We start from the raw sequence: 20,590 nt of genomic DNA on the forward strand, positions 1-20,590 counted from the left end.
CTGTATCGGAGTACGTCATGCCGTCCCATCTGTTCGCGGACCGTCCCAGCCCGCAACCGCCGGAGCGGGAAACGGTCGACGCGCTGATCACACAGACCCGCCGGCTGCGCGGCGGAGTGGACGCCGTACGGCGGGACGCGCTCGTGGACGACGACGCACAGTGCCGCTGGCAGCGCGCCCTGTGCGATCTGGCGGTCCATCACCTCGACGACCTCGGCACGCACTTGGACCAGTTGAAGGAGGGCCTGCCCGAGCCCCTCCCGGAGGAGGTCGCCGAGGAGGAGCCGCCGCCCGGGTTCGAGCTCGACCCAATGCCCGGATCCCTGCTCAGCCGGGTCGGCAGCGCCGAGTGGAACCTGCTGACGGACGCGGTGGACTGGTCCGAGGAGCTCTTCCAGATCTTCGGACGGGCGCCCGAGAGCGGAGCGTTGTCGCTCGACGAACTGCCGTCGATGGTGTTCGCCGACGACCAGGCGCTGCTCACGGCCATGGTGACGGACTGTCTGGTCGACGGGAAGCCGATCGACGGCGAGTTCCGGATCGTCCGGACCGACGGGCGCGTGCGGACGCTGCACATGATGGGCGAGCCGGTGCTCGACGCCGACGGCTGCACCGCGTCGATGTGGGCCGTGCTGCGCGACGTCAGCGAGCTGCGCCGCAGCGAGCGTGCCGTACGGGAGTCGCGCGACTCGCTGCGGCGCGAGCGGCACATCGCCCGGACCGAGCACCGGCTCGCGGTCGAGCTGCAGGAGGCCGTCCTGCCGCCGTGGCGCGGCTCGCTGCGGCTGCCCCAGGGCAACCCGGCGGCGCTCGACGTGGCGGCGCACTATCTGCCGTCGGCCAGCAGCGCCCTCATCGGCGGCGACTGGTACGACGCGCTCGAACTGCCCGACGGCAGGTCTCTACTGACCGTGGGAGACCTCACGGGCCACGGCGTCACCGCCACCGGCGCCATGGCGATGCTGCTCGGCGCGCTGCGCGGCATGGCGGTCGCCGGCATCCGCCCGGGCGACCTGATGGGCCACCTCAACCAGCTGCTCGACCACTCGGTGCAGCCCGCGCTCGGCAGCGCGGTCTGCTGCCAGTACGACCCGGCCACCCGCGTCCTCTCCTGGGCACAAGCAGGACACCCCGCCCCGCTGCTGTTCCGCGGCGGGACGGGGTGCGCCCTGACGCCGCCGGACGGGGTGCTGCTGGGAGCGACGTCAGGAGCCGGGTACGGACAGGCAGAGGTGCAGCTGAGGCCCGGCGATCTGCTGGTCCTGCACACCGACGGGCTGACCCGGCGGGGCGCCTCGGACGAACCGGGGTGCCGCAGGCTGCTGGAGCTCGCCCCCCGCCTCGACACGGTCCGCACGGCTCAGGACGGCGTGCGCACGGTGGTCGAGGAGTTCGGCGAGACGGACCGCGAGGACGACGCGTGCGTGCTGGTGGCGCGCATCGGGTCGTGAACTCCCCGGCGGTACGGGTCGGTTGACGAACGGGTTCGAACGGCTGATCTGATGTTCGGTCGTGAGCGGGTGCTGATCTGATGTTCGGTGGTGAGCGGGTCCGGTCGTCCGGGCCCGCTGTTACAGGTCCATGCTCCTGCCCCGGCGCGTCGGCGCCTTCGGCAGGGCCAGCTCGATCTCCTCGCGCAGGTCCTGGATCTTCTGGAACCCGGCGAACTGCCCGGTCAGCCGGTACATCTCACGCAGCCGGTCCCAGGTGCGGTGGGAGGAGGTCTCCCCCATTGACACCAGGGCCAGCCGGGCGTAGCGGTCCGCCTGCTCGGGGTCGTCGGCGATGAAGCAGGCCGAGGCGAGCGAGATGTAGTCGAAGATCTTCGAGCGTTGGCGCCCGTTGACCCGTAGTTCGAGCGCCTGTTTCGCATGGTTGGCCGCGATGCCCGCCACGCTCGGGTCGTGCTCGGCGAGCGTACGGAACGCCAGAGCCTGCATGCCGTGCATGTCCGCCTCGTCGAACATCTGCATCCAGCTCGGCGGGGGTACGTCGCCCCGGTCCGAGACGAAGAGCTCCTCGGCCTCGCCGAGGGTGCGCCGCATCGCCTGGCCCTGCCCCATCGACGCCTGCGCCCAGGCCTCGATGGTGTGCAGCATGGCGCGGGTGCGCGGCAACGTCTCCTCGCCGGAACCGGACTTGGCGAGCTTCATGAGGTCGAGCGCGTCGTCGGGACGGCCCAGATGGACCATCTGCCGAGCGGCGCGGGAGAGTGCTTCGCCGGCGCGCGGGCGGTCGCCGCCCTCGCGCGCCGCGTGCGCGGCGATGACGAAGTACTTCTGGGCGGTGGGTTCGAGGCCGATGTCGTGGGACATCCAGCCGGCCAGGACGGCCAGGTTGGCGGCGACGCCCCACAGGCGCCGCTGGAGATGGTCGGGGTGACGGTAGGCGAGCATGCCGCCCACCTCGTTGAGCTGGCCCACCACGGCCTTGCGCTGGAGTCCGCCGCCCCGGGACGCGTCCCAGGCGCGGAAGACCTCGACGGAGCGCTCCAGCGCCCCGATCTCCTGCGACCCGATGGGGGCGGCCTCATAGCGGTCGTACCCGGCGGGGTCGGCGTAGAGGGGATCGTCGAGGTGGGGGGCGTCGGCCGAGAGTACGGGGTCGGTGTGCAGCCAGTCGTGCATGGCGCTGCTGAGTGCGGAGCCTGCGGCGAGCGCGGCGCCCGCGCCCACCAGACCGCGTCGGTTGAGCATGAGGTCCATTCCCGTGAATTCGGTGAGGACCGCCGCCGTCCGTTCAGGCGCCCACGGTAGGCCGTCGGGGTTCTGCTTGGGCCCGACGTCCCGCCGTTTCCCGGCGCGCCCTTGCCGGTCGAAACCGAGGTCCTCGATGGTCACGACACGGCCGAGCCGCTCGGTGAACAGAGCCGCCAGCACTCTCGGCACCGGATCGCGCGGGGACTCCCCCATGTCGATCCAACGCCGCACCCGCGAGGTGTCGGTGGCCAGCTGGGGGTGGCCCATGGCGGCCGCCTGCCGGTTCACCAGCCTCGCGAGTTCGCCCTTGGACCAGCCGGCGAGGCCGAAGAGGTCGTTCAGGCGAGTGTTGGGTTGTCCGTTCACTTCAAGCCCCCAGGTTCTCGGCTGAGTTGACAGTAACCCCCTGTCAGATGCGGTGGGACTATTCGCCAGGGTTCGCCAGGGTGCGCCAGATGGTGTGCCACCCGCGGTCGGGTGTCAGGTAAGAAGGCGCCACCCCGCCCCGGCAGGCGGACCCCATTCCCCAGGGTGGGATCAGGGCCACCGGGGCCGGGCTGGCCAGCAACTCGTCGGCGCACGAAGGGATCTGTTTCGCCCATGTACACAGCATCGTCCTCCGTGTCAGCCCCGCCCCGGCCGCACCGCCACCTGGTGACGGGCGGCGGACCGTACCTCGACCCCTCGCACGCCGCCCCGGCGGCGCTCGGCGCCGGCCGGACCGCGCGCCGACCAGGGGTGGGCGTCCAACCGCTCAGCGGGAGGATCGACTTGTCGGGCCCGCAGGGCGCGCAGCTGCGGATGGCCATCACGTCGGTGCACCGCATCTGTCCGGAGTTCAACCCGGTGCAGGTGCTGCGGCGCAGCGGCCGGTCCGTCCTGCTCGTCGGAACCACCGGCCGCGCCACGGCGGTCGCCAAGTGCCTCCTGGACCACTCGCCCGCCTGGGCCGAGCGGTTCAGGCACGAAATAGCGGCATACCGCGCGTTCGTCCGGCACCGCCCACCAGTGCGGGTGCCCCGACTGATCGCCGCGGACCCGGACAACTGCACCCTGGTGATCGAGCGGATGCCGGGCCGTGCGGCGGCCCTGAGCCGGCACCCGGTCGAGGCTCCGCCGCGCGCCGACGTCCGGGCCGCTCTCGGGGCGATCGGCCGGGTCAACGCCTGGCGGCCGCCGGCCGAGATGTTCACCCGGCCGCTGGAGTACGCGCAGCGCATCGCCCGTTACCACGAGCTCGGGCTCTTCACCGACCGGGATCTGAGCGACCTCCAGAAGCTGCTGCACGGTCTGGCCCACTCGGGCCGCCCGGTCGCGTGGCAGTTCTCGCATGGCGAGGCGCTGCTGACGAACATCCTGCTGTCGCCCGCGGGTCCGGTGCTCGTCGACTGGGAGCACGCCGGCTGGTACCTGCCGGGGTACGACCTGGCGACGCTGTGGACGGTGCTCGGCGACGCGCCCGTGGCCCGGCGGCAGATCAGCCAGGCGGCCCAGGCGTCGGGCCCGGCCGCGCGGGACGCCTTCCTGGTGAACCTGATGCTCGTACTGACGCGGGAGATCCGGACGTACGAGACGGCCGTGCAGCGCGCCATGCGTGAGTCGGCGCCCTCGGGCGCGGGCTCGTCGCAGCAGCCGGGTGTGCCTTCGGCCGGGGAGCAGCAGCGGCTGCTGCTGCGCAGGCTGCACGACGACTGCGCCATGGCGCGTCGGGCCGTGCGTGCGGCGGTCGGGACCCGCTGACCGCCGCGTGAGGGGCCCGTTCCGGCTACCTGCTCCGCCGGACGGGCCCCGGGGAAAGGAGCGCGCCGCGCGCCCGGTGCCGACACACCGGACGCGCGGCGCGCCGCCGTGTGCGCCGGCCGCGCTCAGCGCACCCGTACGACATCGACGTCGGCGGCTCTCACCACGGCGATGCGGTGGCCGATCTGCACGGTCACGTACTTCGCCGAGCCGGGGAAGTACGTGTGGTCGTACGGGAAGGACGAGTCGATCGTCGGCGCGTAGTAGTAGCCGCTGGGCGCCTCGCCGCCGCCGGGGTAGGACTGGCCCGCCTTGATGGTGTACGGGAGCGGAGTGCCCACGCGCGGAGCGGTGAAGTCGGCCGGGTAGTCGGACTTCTCGGGGTAGGCGACGCCGTACACCGGCACCTCCGTCAGGCCCGCCCTGGGCCGTACGACGTAGCCCGCGGTCGGGGTGGTCGTGCGGGTGTGACCGGGCGTCTGGAGCCAGGCCTTCTGGCCGTACCACCAGATCGCCGTCCAGCCCGGTTTGCGCTCGGCCACGACGGCCTGCTGGGTGGCGCTGATCTTGCTGCCCCAGTCGTTGGCGCAGTTGGTGCCCGCCTCACCGGGCGCGTGCAGGGCGGGGTCGGCGAACAGCGGGGCCGTGGCGGAGGGTTCGGTGTGCAGCGGGACAGCGCTGCTGCCCTGGACGGGCAGGTCGGCGTTCTTCTCGCAGTCGCGGAACACCTGTTGGTTGGAGCCGAACTTGGGGCTGATGGTGATCAGTTGGCTGCTCGGTGGCGCGGTGGGGTGGGTGGGGGCGCCGAGCACGGCCATGAAGCGGTTCCAGTCCCAGTACGGGCCCGGGTCCCAGTGCATGTTCTTGGTGCCCCCGGCCGTGGTCGGCGGCACGTTCTCGTGGCCGAGGATGTGCTGGCGGTCGAGGGGGATGTCGTACTTGGCGGCGAGGTAGCGCACCAGGGCGGCCGTGGAGCGGTACATCTGCGGGGTGTACCAGGTGGCGCCCTCGACGGCGACGCCCTCCTGCTCGATGCCGATGGAGTGCGTGTTGACGTACCAGTTCCCGGCCTGCCAGGCGACGTCCTTGGTCTTCACCATCTGCGCCACGTGGCCGTCCGAGGAGCGCACGACGTAGTGGGCGGAGACGGCTCTCTTGGGATCCTGGAAGATCCGGATCGTGCCGGCGTAGTCCTCTTCGGTGTCGTGCAGGACGATGTACTTGATCCGGTTGGTGGACGGCCTGTTGGCGATGTCGTAGTTGCCGTACGCCTGTTTGTTGGCCGGATCGCCGTTCTGCTGGTAGGCCGCCGGGACCCAGTCACACGTCAGCACGCGCGGGCACTCGGTGGCGCGCTCCTCGGCGCCGGCCACCGGCGCGGGAGCGAGCAGGGCGAGGCCGAAGGCCCCGGTGGCGGTCAGCGCGAGAACGAGCCTGGTCCTCTGATGGGATGTCATGACAACCCTTCCTGCCGGGAGTTCACCTCGGGTGCGGTGCGCGCACACTGTGTGACCCCGGGTGAGGGCGCGTCAAGAGCGCCGCCAGAAGGGTGAGTTGTATCAGTGGATCAGACCTGTGGCAGGCCGCTGACCTGCCGGTGACGCCGTCAGCCCTGCTGGAAGAGCTCGGCGGGCAGCGGCTTCAGGAGCGCGTACAGGTCGTCGGTGATCGGCCGGTCCCAGCTCGCGATGGTGACCAGCACGTTGTCGCTGCGGTCGAACTGCACGCAGGACACGCGGCTCTCGGAGAGCTTCAGGCGCCGCACGATCAGCAGGTTGTCGCCCTGCATCACGGGGATGTCCTCGGAGTCGACGACCTCGACGGGCTCGTCGTTCTCCAGCGCCAGCAGCAGCTGGGCGACCTCGAACGGCACCTGGCCCTCGTCGAGCTCCCGGGCCGGGGAACCCTCGGGCAGATTGCCGATGACCATCGCGGGGCCGCGGCCGCCGAAGAGGTCGTAGCGCAGGAAGACGCCCTGGCAGCTTCCGTCGGGTGCGGGCAGCAGCCCGGCACCGAGGTTTCCGGGCCAGTCACCCGGGTCCATGGCCAGGACATCGAAGTCCGGGCCCGCGGGAGTGGCGGAGCTGCGGCGGCGGAGGAACGACATGCCGCCATGGTACGTGGCCGGGGCGCCCGCACGGGCCCCGGCCCACGTCCGGCGGCTCAGCGGGGCGGCGCCTGCGATGCCGAGCGGATCTCGTTGTGCCGCAGGAGCTCCGGCAGCCCGGCCCGGTCGGTGCCGATCTTGCGGAAGACGCCCGAGAGCAGCAGCTCGACGTCCCGCTCCCGGATGCCCAGCTCCTCGGCGATGCGGGTGTCCTCCCAGCCCCGCGCCGCCCGGTCGGCCACCGTCTTCTCCTGTGCGGTGAGCGAGTCCGTACCCACCGCACGCAGGCGCAGCGGGCGCAGGCCCGACGCGGCCAGCTCGTCGCGCGCCCGGGCCGCCAGTGCGTCGGCGCCACAGGTCGTCGCGTTCTCCATGCCCCGGAGGAGCAGCTCGGAGGCGTCCTGGGGCAGACCCGCGGCTGAGCGCCGTGCCGTGGTCGACCAGCGCGCAGGCCAGCTCGTACGGGGACGGCGAGCGCTCCAGGTGCTGCACCGCCTCCGCGAGGAGCTTGAGGCTCTTCGCGCCGGTGGCCACCTTGGCGGCGGAGTGCAGGGCCCGGCCGATGGCGGCCGCCGTGCCGAACCGGCGGGCCGGCTCGACCGCCTCGTCGGCCACCTTCTGGGCCTCCGCCGGCTCCGTCTGGGCCAGCGCCTCGGCGAGCAGCGGCCGCCAGGGGCACCACGCCGGGTTGCGCATGCCCCTGCGGTCCAGGCGCCGGCCGACCGCGCGCAGCCGCTGCTCGGCGTCGCTGCGCAGACCGCGCGCCAGCAGCAGCTCGCTGTGGACGGTCTCGGAGTCGGGGTAGACGACGGCGTTGGGGACGACCTGGCCGTAGTTGTACCGGTCGGACAGCTCCTGCGCCTCGTCCACCCGGCCCCTGGCCAGCAGGATCTCCATCAGGATGCCGAGCGCGAACCACTGGGCGGGGATGCGCCGGCCGACCCGGTCGGCGATCCGCAGCCCGCCGTGGACCAGGTCCTCGGCCTCGGCGAGGCGGCCGCGGCAGAACCGGATGTACCCGAAGGGTGAGGCCGAACGAGAAGTGGGCGCCGCACCGGCCGCGGCTCTCGCACTAGGGTGCAGCCCCGGGCGACGGCTTCCTTGCGGATCTCGGCGATCAGGCTCGTCTTGCCGGGGTCTCGGACCAGCTGCGCGCACAGGTCGACGACTATGTGGCGGGCATGCGGGCGCTGATGAGCGGCAATCTGGCGTGGTCGCGAACGACGGCCCGCTACGGCACGTCGGGGCCGGCGGCCCTGGGCGCACCTCTTCGAGGAGGCGGACGCGCTGGGCGCCTTGACGGCCGCCGGGGTCGCTACGGCTCGGCGTGGAGGCGGTGGCGCCGCTGGTGGCGGGCGACCCGGGCGCGGTTGCCGCAGGAGGGCCCGCACCACTCCTGGCGCGGGTGCTCCTTGAGGAAGTACCGCACGCAGCGCGGTGCGTGGCAGGCCCGCAGCCTCACCCGGTCGGGCCCGGCCAGGAAGTCGACGGCGGCGCGGGCGAGCGCGGCGCGCAGCGCCGTGACGGCGTCGGGGGTGCCGGTGCCGTGGTGGACGGCGTACGGGTCGGCGCCCTCGGGCCATGCGAGGCGGGGCACGGTGGGGACGGCGGCGGCCGCGTTCAGCAGCTCCAGGGCCGTCTCGACGGGGAGCAGCCGCTGGGCGTCGGCGGGGCTCGGCGGGTCGGGCCGTACCGCGCGGGCGAAGAGGGCGCGCACGGCGGCCCGCAGCGCGCGGACGGCCGCGAGGGCGTCGTCGTCGGCGGTGAAGCCGTCCGTCCGGAGATCCGGGTCCACGTCCAGCGCGGCCGCGTGCTCGCGCACCCACGCGGTCAGCCCCTCCGGCCCGCTCAGGTCGTCGGCCACCCCGCCGTGTCCGTCGTGGCGGACGGTGAGGGCGAGGTCGAGAACGAGGGAGTGGTCGGCCATGCGGCTAATGGTAACCACGGCGGCAAGCGTTAGGCGGGTACGGCGTTCGGGACCCCCACGGCATGGGCTCCGGCCCCGCCCGGCCCACCGGCCGGACGGGTGCGCGGGAGCTCCCGTACGGGCGGGGCGACCCGGCCCGTACCGCGCTCAGGTGAGGTCGAACTCCCCGTCGCGCGCGTTCAGCACGAAGGCGCGCCACTCGGCCGGGCTGAAGATCAGCGAGGGGCTGCCGGGGCGGCCCCCGTTGCGCATCGCGATGAACCCCTCCACGAACGCGATCTGGACGTCTCCCGTCCCTTGGCTGCTCGACCTCCAGTCGGCCTTGCTGAGATCGAGATCCGGCTTGTCCCAGCCCACAAGGGTCTGCTGGGTGGTGCTCTCGGCCACGTCCCTGCTCCTCCCGGTTCCCTGTCGTCCGGGGCCAGACTAGCGATCGCGTCCGGTCCCGGACAGGCCACGGAAGGAGTACCGCGGCCCGCCCGCGACGCCGGCCCGGACGGCCCCGCCGGCCTGCCGCCTCCTCAAGTCCTGTCCGGCGGCTCGGACCCGACCAGCCACATGGAGAAGAACTGCGCGCCGCCGCCGTAGGCGTGGCCCAGCGCCCTGCGTGCCCCCTCCACCTGGTGCTCCCCGGCCCGGCCCCGCACCTGGAGGGCCGCCTCGGCGAAGCGGATCATGCCGGAGGCGCCGATGGGGTTGGTGGAGAGCACCCCGCCCGAGGGGTTGACCGGCAGATCCCCGTCGAGCTCGGTGACGCCCGACTCGGTGAGCTTCCAGCCCTCGCCCTCCGCCGCGAACCCCAGGTTCTCCAGCCACATGGGCTCGTACCAGGAGAACGGCACGTACATCTCGACGGCGTCGATCTCGCGGCGCGGGTCGGTGATCCCCGCCTGCCGGTAGACGTCGGCGGCGCAGTCCTTGCCCGCCTGCGGCGAGACGAAGTCCTTGCCCGCGAAGAGCGTGGGCTCGCTGCGCATCGCGCCGCCGTGCACCCAGGCGGGCGGGTGGGGCGAACGGGCCGCCCCCGTGCGGTCGGTGAGGACCATGGCGCACGCCCCGTCCGAGGACGGACACGTCTCCGAGTAGCGGATCGGGTCCCAGAGCATCGGGGACGCCTGCACCTTCTCCAGGGTGATGTCCCGCTCGTGCAGATGCGCGTACGGATTGAGGAGCGCGTTGCGCCGGTCCTTGTACGCGACGAGCGAGCCCACCGTGTCGGGGGCGCCGGTGCGCCGCATGTACGCGCGCACGTGCGGCGCGAAGAAACCCCCCGCCCCGGCGAGCAGCGGCTGCTGGAAGGGGATGGGCAGCGACAGGCCCCACATGGCGTTGGACTCGGACTGCTTCTCGAAGGCCAGGGTCAGGACCGTTCCGTGGACCCGGGCGGCCACCAGGTTCGTGGCGACCAGCGCGGTGGAACCGCCGACCGAGCCCGCGGTGTGCACCCGCAGCATGGGCTTGCCGACCGCGCCGAGCGCGTCGGCCAGATAGAGCTCCGGCATCATCACGCCCTCGAAGAAGTCGGGGGCCTTGCCGATGACGACCGCGTCGATGTCCGCCCACCCCAACTCGGCGTCCTCCAGCGCGCGTTGGGCCGCCTCGCGGACCAGTCCGGCGATCGAGACGTCGTGCCGGGCGGCGACGTGCTTGGTCTGGCCGATTCCGACGACGGCCACCGGCTCCTTGTTCACGGCTGCGCTCATGACGGCTCCCCCTCCAGTACGGCGACGAGGTTCTGCTGGAGGCAAGGACCCGAGGTGGCGTGGGCCAGCGCCCGGTCCGACTCGCCCCGGTGGATTCCGGCGGCCGCCTCACCGATCCGGATCAGCCCGGCGGCCATCACGGGGTTGGCGGCCAGAGCTCCCCCTGACGGATTGACCCGCACCCCGTCGCCCAGCCTCAGCGCCTTGCGCAGGACGACCTCCTGCGAGCTGAAGGGGGCGTGCAGTTCGGCGGTGTCGACCGGCCTTTCGAAGGCTCCGGCGCGCTCGGCCGCGAGCCGCGCCGACGGCGAGTCGGTGAGGTCGCGCACGCCCAGGCCGTGCGGCTCGATGCGGTGGTCCAGGCCCCGGATCCAGGCGGGCCGCTCGCACAGCCCGCGCGCGGCGTCCCCGGCGGCGAGGATGACGGCGGCGGCCCCGTCCCCGACCGGCGGGCAGTCGCCGGTGCGCAGCGGGCGTACGAGGTAGTCGCCCTGGGGCCGCGAACCGCGCACCTGAGCGTGGGTGTTGGCGGTGGCGGAGTCCCGGCTGCGGGCCGCGATCGCGGCGAGCGCGGGCTCGTCGGTGTCGCCCGCGTCGATCAGCGCCTGCGCCTGGAGCGCGGCCAGCGCGACGGAGTCGGGCCACAGGGGCGCCAGGTAGTACGGGTCGAGCTGGCGGGTCAGTACGTCACGGACCTCGCCGGGCGAGGACTTGCCGTACGAGTAGACGAGCGCGGTGTCGGCCTCGCCGGTGAGGATCTTCACCCAGGCCTCGTAGAGCGCCCAGGCGCCGTCCATCTCGACGTGCGACTCGGCGATCGGCGGCCAGGCACCCACGCCGTCCAGCGCCATCGTGAAGGAGAAGGCGCGGCCCGCGAGGTAGTCCGAGGAGCCCGAGCAGGTGAATCCGATGTCGCTGGTCTTCAGCCCGGTACGGTCGAGTACCTCGTGCAGCACCGGCATGAGCATCTCGACCTCGGAGAGTTCGTCCGTGCGGCGCCTGTGGTCGGTCTGCGCGAAGGCGACGACGGCCACATCGCGTACGGGGCGCATCAGATCAGCTCCTTGTACGTGTCGTAGTCGGCGTCGGGCTCGCCGGTGGGCCGGTAGTGGTCGGGGTGGCGTCCCCCCGATGAGGACTCGGGCCACACCGGCTCGACCCGCAGGCCCATCCGCACCTGGTCGTAGGGGATGCCGCCGATCCGGCCGTGCAGGGCGAGGTCGGCGCCGTCGAGGGCGATGTGCGCGTAGACGTAGGGCACTTCGATGTCGAGATTCGCCGTATGCGCAGCCTTGATGTTGACGATGCAGTACGTGGTGACCGTGCCCGCCGGACCCACCTCGACCCGCTCGTCGGTGGCGACGCCGCACGTGGGGCAGGCCCCGCGCGGCGGCACGTACACCTTGCGGCAGGACGGGCAGCGCTCGCCGACGGTGCGGCGCTCCGCCAGGGCCTCGATGTACCCGGCCTGGGCGCGGCCGGGGCTGTAGGTGTAGTCCAGCCGGGCCGGGGCGACGATCCCGGTGACCGGGTCCGCGAACTCGCCACTGTGCGGGCGCGGTTGGCCCGCCGAATCACTCTCGTACGGTTCGAAGCACGCGATGTCGGTGATCGCCCCGCCGCGTTCCGGCGCCCACCGCACGCGCACCCGCATCCCGGTCCGCACGGCGTCGGGGCCCGGCGCGTCCAGGGCGTGCAGCAGCGCGGTGTCGGCCCCGTCGAGCTTGACCAGGACCCAGGCGAAGGGGCGCGACAGGGGCTGGCCCCGGCGCGGGGACGGGTTCCAGGCCCAGGTGGTGACGGTGCCGGTGGGGGCGACCTCGACGAGGTCGCGGAGCTCTTCGGCGGTGGCCGGGTCGTACTCGACGGGCGGGACGAGGACGCGCCCGTCGGCGGTCTTCACCCCGAGGACGGTCCGCTCGCGCAGGCCGGTCAGGAAGGCGCTCTGGACGGGGCCGAGCGAGCGGGTGAACGGGAACTCGACCACCAGGGGGGCGCTGAGGACTTCGGGCATCGGGGTCTCCTTCTCGGGTGCGCCGGCGGGCGGACTCGGGCACGCGGACGAGGTGCCGGCGTTCAGGCGCGCCGGCGGACGGGCGGACCTCAGGCCCGCCGGTAGACCGGCGGGCGCTTCTCGGCGAAGGCGCGGGCGCCTTCCTTGGCGTCGGCGGTGTCGAAGACCGGCCAGCCGCGCTTGAGCTCGGCGGCGAGCCCCTCGGTCTCCGTCATCTCGGCGGTCTCGTACACCGAGGCCTTGACCGCCTCGACGGCGAGCGGCCCGCAGGCGTTGATCCGCTCGGCGAGGGCGAGCGCCTCCTCCAGTGCGGTGCCGTCGGCCACGACCCGTCCGACCAGCCCGATGTCCCGCGCCTCGGCCGCGCTGTAGGGCCGCCCGGTGAGCAGCATCTCCAGTGCGTGGGTGCGCGGGATCTGCCGCTGGAGGCGGACGGTCGAGCCGCCGATGGGGAAGAGTCCGCGTCTGACCTCGAAGAGCCCGAAGGTGGCGCTCTCGCCCGCCACGCGGATGTCGGTGCCCTGGAGGATCTCGGTGCCCCCCGCCACACAGGGCCCCTCGACGGCCGCGATCACGGGTTTGCGGGGGCGGTGATGGCGCAGCATCGCCTTCCAGTGCAGATCGGGGTCGTCCTTGAGGCGGTCCCGGTACTGCTCGCCCTCCATCCCCTTGCCCGCCAGGGCCTTGAGGTCCATGCCCGCGCAGAAGGCGCCGCCGGCGCCGGTGAGCACGACCGAGCGGACCGCGTCGTCGTCATCGGCCTCCAGCCAGCCCTCGTAGAGGCCGACCAGCATCGACAGCGAGAGCGCGTTCTTGGCCTCCGGCCGGTTGAGCGTGAGTACGAGTGTGGCGCCCTCGCGCCACACGGTGAGGTGTTCGGTGCCACCCATGCGCATGCCTCCCGTCGTCGGACTGGAACAGGTTGCAGGAGCCGGGGGCGCAGTTCAATAGTTTTCTGACAGGCAGTCAGATTCTTTCGGTGGAGCCCCTTCCCAGTTGTGGTCGGCTCTGCTCTGATGACGGCCACACGGATGGCGCCGGGGTCAGGAGGAGCGGTGGAGTACAACCTTGCCGACCTGTTCGAGTCGGTCGTCGACGTGGTTCCCGACCGCGAGGCGCTGGTCTACCTCGACCACCCCGGCACGGGCGCGGAGCGCCGGCTGACCTACGCACAGCTGGACGCGGCCGCCAACAGGATCGCCCACCATCTGATCGACAGCGGCATCGGACCGGGCGAGCACCTGGGGCTCCACCTGTACAACGGCGTCGAGTACCTGCAGACCGTGCTCGGCTGCCTCAAGGCGCGGATCGTGCCGGTCAACGTCAACTACCGGTACGTGGAAGAGGAGTTGGTCTACCTCTACCGGGACGCCGATCTGGCGGCGCTGGTCTTCGACGCGGAGTTCACCGAGCGCGTGGCGGGCGCTCTGCCGCACACCGGGAAACTGCGCCACCTCGTACGGGTGGGGGAGCCGCCGAGAGAGGCGCCCGCCCTGGACGCGGTGCCGTTCGCCGAGGCCGAGGCGGCCGGGTCCGACGCGCGGGGGTTCGCACCGCGCTCGCCCGACGACCTCTTCATCATCTACACCGGCGGCACCACCGGCATGCCCAAGGGCGTGATGTGGCGCCAGGAGGACCTGTTCTTCTCCGGGCTCGGCGGCGGAGCGCCGACGGGCGAGCCGGTCGCGCGCCCCGAGGAGCTGGCCGAGCGGGTCGCGGCCGGCGGCGAGGGCATCACCTTCTTCCCCACTCCCCCGCTGATGCACGGCACCTCCACGCTCACCGCGTTCATCGGCTTCAACTTCGGCCAGCGCGTGGTCATGCACCGCAAGTTCGTGCCCGAGGAAGTCCTGCGGACGGTGGAGAAGGAGAAGGTCACCAGCATGTCGCTGGTCGGGGACGCGATGCTGCGCCCGCTCATCGACGCCCTGAACGGCCCGATGAAGGGCACCGACTGCTCCTCGATGTTCAGCGTCTCCTCGTCCGGCGCGATCATGTCGGAGACGGTCCGCGCCCAGTTCAGCGCGCTGGTCCCGAAGGCGATGCTGCTCAACAACTTCGGCTCCTCCGAGTCCGGCTTCAACGGCACCGCCACCGACGACTCCGGCCCCGACAAGGGCTTCCGGCTGCGCGTCAACTCCCGTACGGCGGTGGTCGACCCGGCCACCCACGAGCCGGTGAAGCCCGGTGAGCCCGGCCGGATCGCCCAACGCGGCCATGTGCCGCTCGGCTACTACAACGACCCGGCGAAGACCGCCGAGACGTTCTTCCAGCGGGGCGACGAGCGCTGGGTGCTGCTCGGCGACATGGCCACGGTCGACGAGGACGGCATCGTCACGGTCCTCGGGCGGGGCTCGCAGTGCATCAACACGGGCGGCGAGAAGGTGTATCCGGAGGAGGTCGAGCAGGCGCTCAAGTCCCATCCGGACGTGTACGACGCGCTGGTCGCGGGGGTGCCGGACGCCACCTGGGGCAACCATGTGGCAGCCGTCGTACAGCTGCGCGAGGGAGCCGAGGAGCCGACCCTCGACGACATCCAGAGCCACTGCCGCACCCGGCTCGCGGGGTACAAGGTGCCGCGCCGGCTGGTGATCGCACCGAGCATTCAGCGCTCGCCCAGCGGCAAGGCGGACTACCGCTGGGCGCGGGCGGTGGCGGTGGAGTCGGCGTCGGACTGACGGCCGGGCCTGAGGGTCTCAGATCCCGAACTCCCGCAACGCGGCGAGGAACTCGTCCGGCAGCACGGCGTGCACGCTGTGGCCGATGTCGAACGTGACGAGGCGGGCGTCGGGGATGAGGTCGGCCATCTCCGCGATCCTGTCCTGGTCGATGTGGCTGGATCCGCCGCCCGCGACGAGCAGGACCGGCACGGCGAGCTCGGCCATGCCCTTGCGCCAGGCCGGGTCCGGCGCGTTCAGCTGGACGTTGACGTCCGGGACGACAGGCCAGTCGAAGGACAGCTCCTCGTCGGGCCGTGCCACGAACCCGCGCGGCGGGTCGAGCGGGAGGAGCGGCGGCGGCTCCTCCAGGACGAGCCGTCCGACCAGCCCGGGCGCCTCCTGGGCGAGCAGCAGCGCGGCCGCGCCGCCCATGGAGTGGGCGACCACATCGGCACCGGCCAGGCCGAGCGCGTCGATGAAACCGCGCAGGTCGTCGCGGAAGCCCTCGAACGAGTAGCTGCCGGGCCAGTCGCTGAGGCCGTGGCCCCGCAGGTCGAGCGCGTGGACCCGGTGCGTGGCGGCGAGCCCTTCGGCGACCTGGGTCCAGTCGGCGCCGGACCCGCCCCGGCCGTGGACGAGGACCACCGGCGGCGCGCCGACTTCTCCCCACGCGCGGTGGGCGAGCCGGATGCCGGACGCGGTCCGTACGCTCTGGACGCCGGGCTCCAGGAACGCCGCGACCGTACGGGCGAAGTCGCCCGGCGCGTCGACCCACGGGAAGTGCCCGGCGCCCGGCAGCACGGCGGTCTCGCCGTGCGGGAAGAGCGCGGCGAGCCGGGAGGCGAGCGCGGGCGTGGGGCCGCCGTCGTACTCCCCGGCCAGGACCAGCACGGGCGCCTCGACGGCCGCGAGCGCCCTGGTGGTGACGGCCGGGTCGAAGACCCCGTCCTGGTAGAAGACGGCGGCCGCTTCCCGGTTGCCCTGTCTGATCTGGGAGTCGGCAGCGGCGGCGTGCGCCCGGGCGGCGCCGTCCCAACGCCCGTACATGAACGGCTCGATGGCGGAACGGAGATCGCGGAAGTCGCGCCCGCCCCAGATCTCCTCGAAGGCCGCCCTCCCCTCCGGGTACCAGCTCTCGCCCTCGCGCAGCGCCACCGCGCCGCGCCAGTCGTCCTCGGTGACGGGGAGGCCGACGGCCCGGGTGCCGGGGGCGACCAGGACGAGCGAGCCGACGCGGTGCGGGTGGGCGGCCGCGTAGAGCGTGGCGAGGTTGCCGGAGGCCGAGTGGGCGAGGAGGTCGACGGCGGCCAGGCCGAGGTGTTCGCGCAGCGCCTCCACATCGTCCACCAGCCGGTCACACCGGTACGAGGACACCTCCTCCGGCACCGCGGAGTCGCCCGTGCCCCGCTGGTCCAGCAGGACCAGTTGGCGGTGGGCGTCGAGGCCGCCCAGGTCGCCCAGGTAGGCCGAGGCCCACGCGGGGCCGCCCGGCAGACAGATCAGCGGCTTCCCCGTCCCCACCAGGTGGTAGGCGAGCTCGGTCCCGTCGTACGCGGTGAACTTCGGCATGATCGTGATCCTCACAGTCCACGGTGACCCCGCCAAGGGGATTTCGCCGACAGCGCGAACGGCGACCTCAGCAGCGACATGAACGACAACGCGAACGGCAGCGCGAACGGCACGGTGAAGCACGTTGTCCACAGGCCTTGACGGTGCGGTTCGGTGGCTGGATTACTGAACCCGAACAGATCTACCGAATGATCGGTCGTCCGTTTTTGCACACGGTGATCACGGGCGAGGACGGGAGCGGTCCATGGAACCCCTGCTGGACGCGGCGGAACGGCTGAGCCGGACGGAGCTGGAGGCGCTCCAGCTGGACCGGCTGAGAGCTTCGCTGCGCCATGCGTACGACCACGTGGGCTTCTACCGGGAGGCGTTCGACAAGGCGGGGATACGGCCCGAGGACTGCCGTTCGCTCGCGGACCTCGCCCGTTTCCCGTTCACCACCAAGGCGGATCTGCGCGACCACTACCCGTTCGGGATGTTCGCGGTCCCCGAGTCCGAGGTCCGCCGCATCCACGCCTCCAGCGGGACCACCGGCCGCCCGACGGTGGTCGGATACACCGAGCGCGACCTGGACACCTGGGCGGACGTAGTGGCCCGCTCCATCCGGGCGGGGGGCGGCCGCCCGGGGCACAAGGTGCATGTGGCGTACGGATACGGGCTGTTCACGGGCGGCCTGGGCGCTCACTACGGGGCGGAGCGACTGGGCTGCACGGTGATCCCCGCGTCCGGCGGCATGACGGCCCGCCAGGTCCAGCTGATCCAGGACTTCCGGCCCGAGATCATCATGGTGACCCCGTCGTACATGCTGACCCTCCTCGACGAGTTCGAGCGGCAGGGCGTCGACCCGCGCACCACCTCGCTGAAGGTGGGGATATTCGGCGCCGAGCCGTGGACGGAGGAGATGCGCCGCGAGATCGAGGAGCGCTTCGCCATCGACGCGGTCGACATCTACGGGCTCTCGGAGGTCATGGGCCCCGGTGTGGCGCAGGAGTGCGTGGAGACCAAGGACGGGCTGCACATCTGGGAGGACCACTTCTACCCGGAGGTCGTCGACCCGCTCACCGGCGATGTGCTGCCCGAGGGGGAACGGGGCGAGCTGGTCTTCACCTCGCTCACCAAGGAGGCCATGCCCGTGATCCGTTACCGGACGCGGGACCTGACCCGGCTGCTGCCGGGCTCGGCGCGGGTCTTCCGGCGGATGGAGAAGGTGACCGGCCGCAGCGACGACCTGGTGATCCTGCGTGGGGTGAACCTCTTCCCGACCCAGATCGAGGAGATCGTGCTGCGCACGCCCGGTCTCGCCCCGCACTTCCAGCTGCGGCTCACCAAGGAGGGCAGGCTGGACGCGCTGACGGTACGGGTGGAGGCGCGGGCGGACACCGCGCCCGAGCGGCGTGACGCGGCCGCGCGGTCGATCGTCTCGGCGGTGAAGGACGGCATCGGGGTCTCGGTGGCGGTGGAGGTCGTCGACCCCGAGACCATCGAGCGGTCGGTGGGCAAGTTCAAGCGGATCGTGGATCTGCGCCAGGGCCCCGCGGGGACGGCGTGAGTGTTGACAGGTGTGTGCCCGAGCTGACTGAGTGGCTGGCGGCACTTCGTGTGCCATGAGCAACCACCTGTGTCACCCACTGAGTTGGGAGGAACGTTGGCTCTCCGCGCCCGCACGGCCGGCACCGCCAGCACCGGCCAAGGCCCCACCGGCACCGGCACCGCCACCCGCACCACCCGCACCCGGATCGAACGTCTCGCGCTGGCCGGCATCGCGCTGATCACCGCTTCGGCGTCGCTGTCCCCGACGGCCTCGGCCGCGTCCGGCGACCGCGAGCACCACCCCTCCGGTGGCGGCCTCTCCGCCGTCATCCGGTACACCGAGTACGGCATTCCGCACATCGTCGCCAAGGACTACGCCGACCTCGGCTTCGGCACCGGCTACGCCCAGGCGGCCGACCAGGTGTGCACCCTCGCCGACGGGTTCGTCACGCTGCGCGGGGAGCGGTCGAAGTGGTTCGGCCCCGACGCGGCTCCCGACGGCTCGCTCTCCGCCGCCAGCAAGAACCTCTCCAGCGACCTGTACTTCACTTCCGTACGCGACTCCGGCACGGTCGAGAAACTGCTGGCCACCCCGGCACCCGCCGGGCCGAGCCGTGAGTCCAAGGAGCTGATGCGCGGCTGGGCGGCGGGCTACAACGCCTGGCTGAAGCAGCACCGCGTCACCGACCCGGCGTGCCGGGGCGCGGCCTGGGTGCGCCCGGTCACCGTCGTGGACGTGGCCGCGCGCGGCTTCGCGATATCCGTGCTCGGCGGGCAGGGGCGGGCCACCGACGGCATCACCGCCGCGCAGCCGCCGACCACCGCGGCCACCCCCACGGCGCCTGATCCCGCCGACAGCGCGCAGGCAGCCCAGCGGCTGTTCGCGGCCGACCAGGCCGACATGGGCTCCAACGCCGTCGCCTTCAGCGGGGCCGCCACGGCCAACGGGCGCGGGCTGCTGCTCGGCAACCCGCACTACCCCTGGCACGGCGGCCGCCGCTTCTGGCAGATGCAGCAGACCATCCCCGGCGAGCTGAACGTCTCCGGCGCGGCCCTGCTCGGCACCGCGACCATGAGCATCGGCTTCAACGACAAGGTGGCCTGGAGCCACACCGTCGCCACCGGTGTCACGCTCAACCTCCACCAGCTGACCCTCGACCCGGCCGATCCGACCGCGTACCTGGTGGACGGCGCCTCGGAGCGCATGACGCGGCGCACCGTGACGGTGTCGGTGAAGGGCGGCACTCCGGTGACGCGCACCCAGTGGTGGACGCGGTACGGGCCGGTGGTCACCGCGCTCAGCCCGGCGGTGCCGATGCCCTGGACCAAGGCCACGGCCTTCGCGCTCAACGACCCCAACGCCCTCAATCTGCGTGCCGCCGACACCGGTCTGGGCTTCTCCAAGGCGGGGAGCACCGACGACGTCCTGAAGTCGCTGCGCCGCACGCAGGGCCTGCCCTGGGTCAACACCGTGGCCGCCGACGCGCACGGGCACTCGCTGTTCACCCAGTCGCAGGTGCTCCCCCGGATCACCGACGAGCTGGCCGCGCGCTGCTCGACACCGCTGGGCAAGGCCCTCTACCCGGCCGCGGGCGTCGCGGTGCTCGACGGCTCGCGCGGCGAGTGCGCCCTCGGCTCCGACCCGGACGCGGTCCAGACCGGGGTCTTCGGGCCCGCGCGGATGCCGGTGCTCAAGGACGCCTCGTACGCCGAGAACTCCAACGACAGCGCCTGGCTGACCAACGCCGAGCACCCCCTGACCGGTTACGAGCGGATCTTCGGCACCATCGGCACCCCACGCTCGCTGCGCACGCGCGGAGCCGTCGGTGACGTCTCGGCGATGGCCGCGAAGGGACGGCTGACCGTCGCCGACCTCCAGCGCCAGGAGTTCGCCGACCGGGCGCCCGCCGGGAACCTGGCGGCGGCCGACACGGCCAGGGCCTGCGCCGCGCTGCCGGGCGGCACCGCGACGGACAGCACCGGCAAGGCGGTCGACGTCTCCGCGGCGTGCGCAGTGCTGACCGGCTGGGACCGTACGGTGGACGCCGGGAGCCGGGGCGCGCTGCTCTTCGACCGCTACTGGCGCAAGCTGACGGCGTCGGTACCGGCGGCCGAGCTGTGGAAGGTGCCGTTCTCGCCCGCCGACCCGGTGCACACGCCGAACACCCTCAACACCGCGTCGCCCGGCGTGGCACGGGCCCTCGCCGACGCGGTCGGTGAACTGCGCGCGGCGGGCATCCCGCTCGGCTCGCGGCTCGGCGACCACCAGTACGTGGTACGCGGCGGCAAGCGCCTGCCCGTCTCCGGCGGCACCGAGGCGCTCGGCATCTGGAACAAGGTCGAGGGCGTGTGGGACCCGGCCCGCGGCTACACCGAGGTGTCGACCGGATCCAGCCACATCCAGGCGGTCGGCTGGGACGGCGGCAAGTGCCCCGTCGCCCGCACCCTTCTGACGTACTCCCAGTCGGAGAACGTCCTCTCCCCGCACTACAGCGACCAGACCAAGCTCTATTCACAGCAGCGCTGGGTCACCTCCCGCTTCTGCGAGCGCGACATCCTCTCCTCGCCCGCCCTGCGGGTCGTCCGGGTGCGCGAGCACCGCTGATGTCCACGCGGCCCGCCGTTCGGGCGGGCCGCGCCGGGG

General features: G+C 72.6%; 17 protein-coding genes. 6 read left to right on the plus strand and 11 right to left on the minus strand.

Annotation, left to right across the window (positions count from 1 at the left end; all coding sequences use genetic code 11):
- Positions 1–17 precede the first annotated feature (17 nt).
- On the plus strand, positions 18–1,451 hold the full coding sequence (locus AB0G17_RS10480) for a SpoIIE family protein phosphatase (protein ID WP_361378692.1): 1,434 nt from the start codon (positions 18–20) through the stop codon (positions 1,449–1,451).
- 120 nt (positions 1,452–1,571) lie between these two features.
- Here the strand turns inward: AB0G17_RS10480 and AB0G17_RS10485 are convergent, their stop codons facing one another.
- Positions 1,572–3,065, minus strand: coding sequence for a hypothetical protein (locus tag AB0G17_RS10485; RefSeq protein ID WP_361378695.1), 1,494 nt, complete (start codon positions 3,063–3,065; stop codon positions 1,572–1,574).
- A gap of 234 nt (positions 3,066–3,299) precedes the next feature.
- On the opposite strand from AB0G17_RS10485, the gene AB0G17_RS10490 reads away from it, so the two are divergent.
- A complete protein-coding gene (locus tag AB0G17_RS10490) occupies positions 3,300–4,439 on the plus strand; it encodes an aminoglycoside phosphotransferase family protein (RefSeq protein WP_361378698.1) in 1,140 nt (379 codons plus the stop codon).
- Between the two features lie 125 nt (positions 4,440–4,564).
- Here AB0G17_RS10490 and AB0G17_RS10495 read toward each other — a convergent pair whose 3' ends face one another.
- The 3 genes from AB0G17_RS10495 to AB0G17_RS10505 form a co-directional block, all read right to left on the minus strand.
- On the minus strand, positions 4,565–5,896 hold the full coding sequence (locus AB0G17_RS10495; RefSeq protein WP_361378701.1) for a peptidoglycan recognition family protein: 1,332 nt from the start codon (positions 5,894–5,896) through the stop codon (positions 4,565–4,567).
- 149 nt (positions 5,897–6,045) lie between these two features.
- Entirely contained in the window at positions 6,046–6,546 is a 501-nt protein-coding gene (locus tag AB0G17_RS10500) for a hypothetical protein (RefSeq protein WP_101392197.1), read from the minus strand.
- Between the two features lie 56 nt (positions 6,547–6,602).
- Positions 6,603–6,920, minus strand: coding sequence for a LuxR C-terminal-related transcriptional regulator (locus tag AB0G17_RS10505; RefSeq protein WP_361378705.1), 318 nt, complete (start codon positions 6,918–6,920; stop codon positions 6,603–6,605).
- Between the two features lie 58 nt (positions 6,921–6,978).
- Here AB0G17_RS10505 and AB0G17_RS10510 point away from each other — a divergent pair, with 58 nt between their 5' ends.
- Positions 6,979–7,575, plus strand: a complete 597-nt coding sequence (locus AB0G17_RS10510; RefSeq protein WP_361378708.1) for a hypothetical protein — start codon at positions 6,979–6,981, stop codon at positions 7,573–7,575.
- 286 nt (positions 7,576–7,861) lie between these two features.
- Here the strand turns inward: AB0G17_RS10510 and AB0G17_RS10515 are convergent, their stop codons facing one another.
- From AB0G17_RS10515 to AB0G17_RS10540, 6 genes are all read right to left on the minus strand, one after another.
- Entirely contained in the window at positions 7,862–8,473 is a 612-nt protein-coding gene (locus AB0G17_RS10515; RefSeq protein WP_361378711.1) for a CGNR zinc finger domain-containing protein, read from the minus strand.
- A gap of 147 nt (positions 8,474–8,620) precedes the next feature.
- Positions 8,621–8,860 (minus strand): DUF397 domain-containing protein, encoded by a 240-nt coding sequence (locus tag AB0G17_RS10520; protein ID WP_101386816.1) that lies wholly within the window; start codon positions 8,858–8,860, stop codon positions 8,621–8,623.
- 134 nt (positions 8,861–8,994) lie between these two features.
- The gene (locus AB0G17_RS10525; protein ID WP_361378926.1) at positions 8,995–10,164 is read right to left on the minus strand and encodes a thiolase domain-containing protein; all 1,170 of its coding nucleotides are present in this window, start codon (positions 10,162–10,164) and stop codon (positions 8,995–8,997) included.
- A gap of 8 nt (positions 10,165–10,172) precedes the next feature.
- Complete coding sequence (locus AB0G17_RS10530) at positions 10,173–11,228, minus strand: thiolase domain-containing protein (protein WP_361378714.1); 1,056 nt, start codon at positions 11,226–11,228, stop codon at positions 10,173–10,175.
- Positions 11,228–12,190, minus strand: coding sequence for an OB-fold domain-containing protein (locus AB0G17_RS10535; RefSeq protein ID WP_361378717.1), 963 nt, complete (start codon positions 12,188–12,190; stop codon positions 11,228–11,230). The genes AB0G17_RS10530 and AB0G17_RS10535 overlap by 1 nt, the downstream gene beginning before the upstream one ends.
- A gap of 89 nt (positions 12,191–12,279) precedes the next feature.
- Complete coding sequence (locus tag AB0G17_RS10540) at positions 12,280–13,080, minus strand: crotonase/enoyl-CoA hydratase family protein (protein ID WP_361378720.1); 801 nt, start codon at positions 13,078–13,080, stop codon at positions 12,280–12,282.
- A gap of 165 nt (positions 13,081–13,245) precedes the next feature.
- On the opposite strand from AB0G17_RS10540, the gene AB0G17_RS10545 reads away from it, so the two are divergent.
- Positions 13,246–14,868, plus strand: coding sequence for an acyl-CoA synthetase (locus AB0G17_RS10545; protein WP_361378723.1), 1,623 nt, complete (start codon positions 13,246–13,248; stop codon positions 14,866–14,868).
- Between the two features lie 18 nt (positions 14,869–14,886).
- Here the strand turns inward: AB0G17_RS10545 and AB0G17_RS10550 are convergent, their stop codons facing one another.
- On the minus strand, positions 14,887–16,419 hold the full coding sequence (locus AB0G17_RS10550; protein ID WP_361378726.1) for an alpha/beta hydrolase: 1,533 nt from the start codon (positions 16,417–16,419) through the stop codon (positions 14,887–14,889).
- 244 nt (positions 16,420–16,663) lie between these two features.
- Between AB0G17_RS10550 and paaK the strand changes: the two genes are divergently transcribed.
- Positions 16,664–17,965, plus strand: a complete 1,302-nt coding sequence (paaK, locus tag AB0G17_RS10555; RefSeq protein ID WP_361378729.1) for a phenylacetate--CoA ligase PaaK — start codon at positions 16,664–16,666, stop codon at positions 17,963–17,965.
- A 186-nt stretch (positions 17,966–18,151) separates the two neighbouring features.
- Positions 18,152–20,551 (plus strand): penicillin acylase family protein, encoded by a 2,400-nt coding sequence (locus AB0G17_RS10560; protein ID WP_361378929.1) that lies wholly within the window; start codon positions 18,152–18,154, stop codon positions 20,549–20,551.
- Positions 20,552–20,590: the final 39 nt, after the last annotated feature.

This window comes from Streptomyces sp. NPDC023838, assembly GCF_040639555.1.
Taxonomy (GTDB): Bacteria; Actinomycetota; Actinomycetes; order Streptomycetales; family Streptomycetaceae; genus Streptomyces.

Excerpts from the sequence above, each read along its gene's own strand:
- AB0G17_RS10480 (WP_361378692.1), top strand. The coding sequence starts at position 18 with ATGCCGTCCCATCTGTTCGCGGACCGTCCCAGCCCGCAACCGCCGGAG.
- AB0G17_RS10490 (WP_361378698.1), top strand. The coding sequence starts at position 3,300 with ATGTACACAGCATCGTCCTCCGTGTCAGCCCCGCCCCGGCCGCACCGC.
- AB0G17_RS10495 (WP_361378701.1), bottom strand. The coding sequence starts at position 5,896 with ATGACATCCCATCAGAGGACCAGGCTCGTTCTCGCGCTGACCGCCACC.
- AB0G17_RS10500 (WP_101392197.1), bottom strand. The coding sequence starts at position 6,546 with ATGTCGTTCCTCCGCCGCCGCAGCTCCGCCACTCCCGCGGGCCCGGAC.
- AB0G17_RS10505 (WP_361378705.1), bottom strand. The coding sequence starts at position 6,920 with ATGGAGAACGCGACGACCTGTGGCGCCGACGCACTGGCGGCCCGGGCG.
- AB0G17_RS10515 (WP_361378711.1), bottom strand. The coding sequence starts at position 8,473 with ATGGCCGACCACTCCCTCGTTCTCGACCTCGCCCTCACCGTCCGCCAC.
- AB0G17_RS10530 (WP_361378714.1), bottom strand. The coding sequence starts at position 11,228 with ATGCGCCCCGTACGCGATGTGGCCGTCGTCGCCTTCGCGCAGACCGAC.
- AB0G17_RS10535 (WP_361378717.1), bottom strand. The coding sequence starts at position 12,190 with ATGCCCGAAGTCCTCAGCGCCCCCCTGGTGGTCGAGTTCCCGTTCACC.
- AB0G17_RS10540 (WP_361378720.1), bottom strand. The coding sequence starts at position 13,080 with ATGGGTGGCACCGAACACCTCACCGTGTGGCGCGAGGGCGCCACACTC.
- AB0G17_RS10550 (WP_361378726.1), bottom strand. The coding sequence starts at position 16,419 with ATGCCGAAGTTCACCGCGTACGACGGGACCGAGCTCGCCTACCACCTG.
- paaK (WP_361378729.1), top strand. The coding sequence starts at position 16,664 with ATGGAACCCCTGCTGGACGCGGCGGAACGGCTGAGCCGGACGGAGCTG.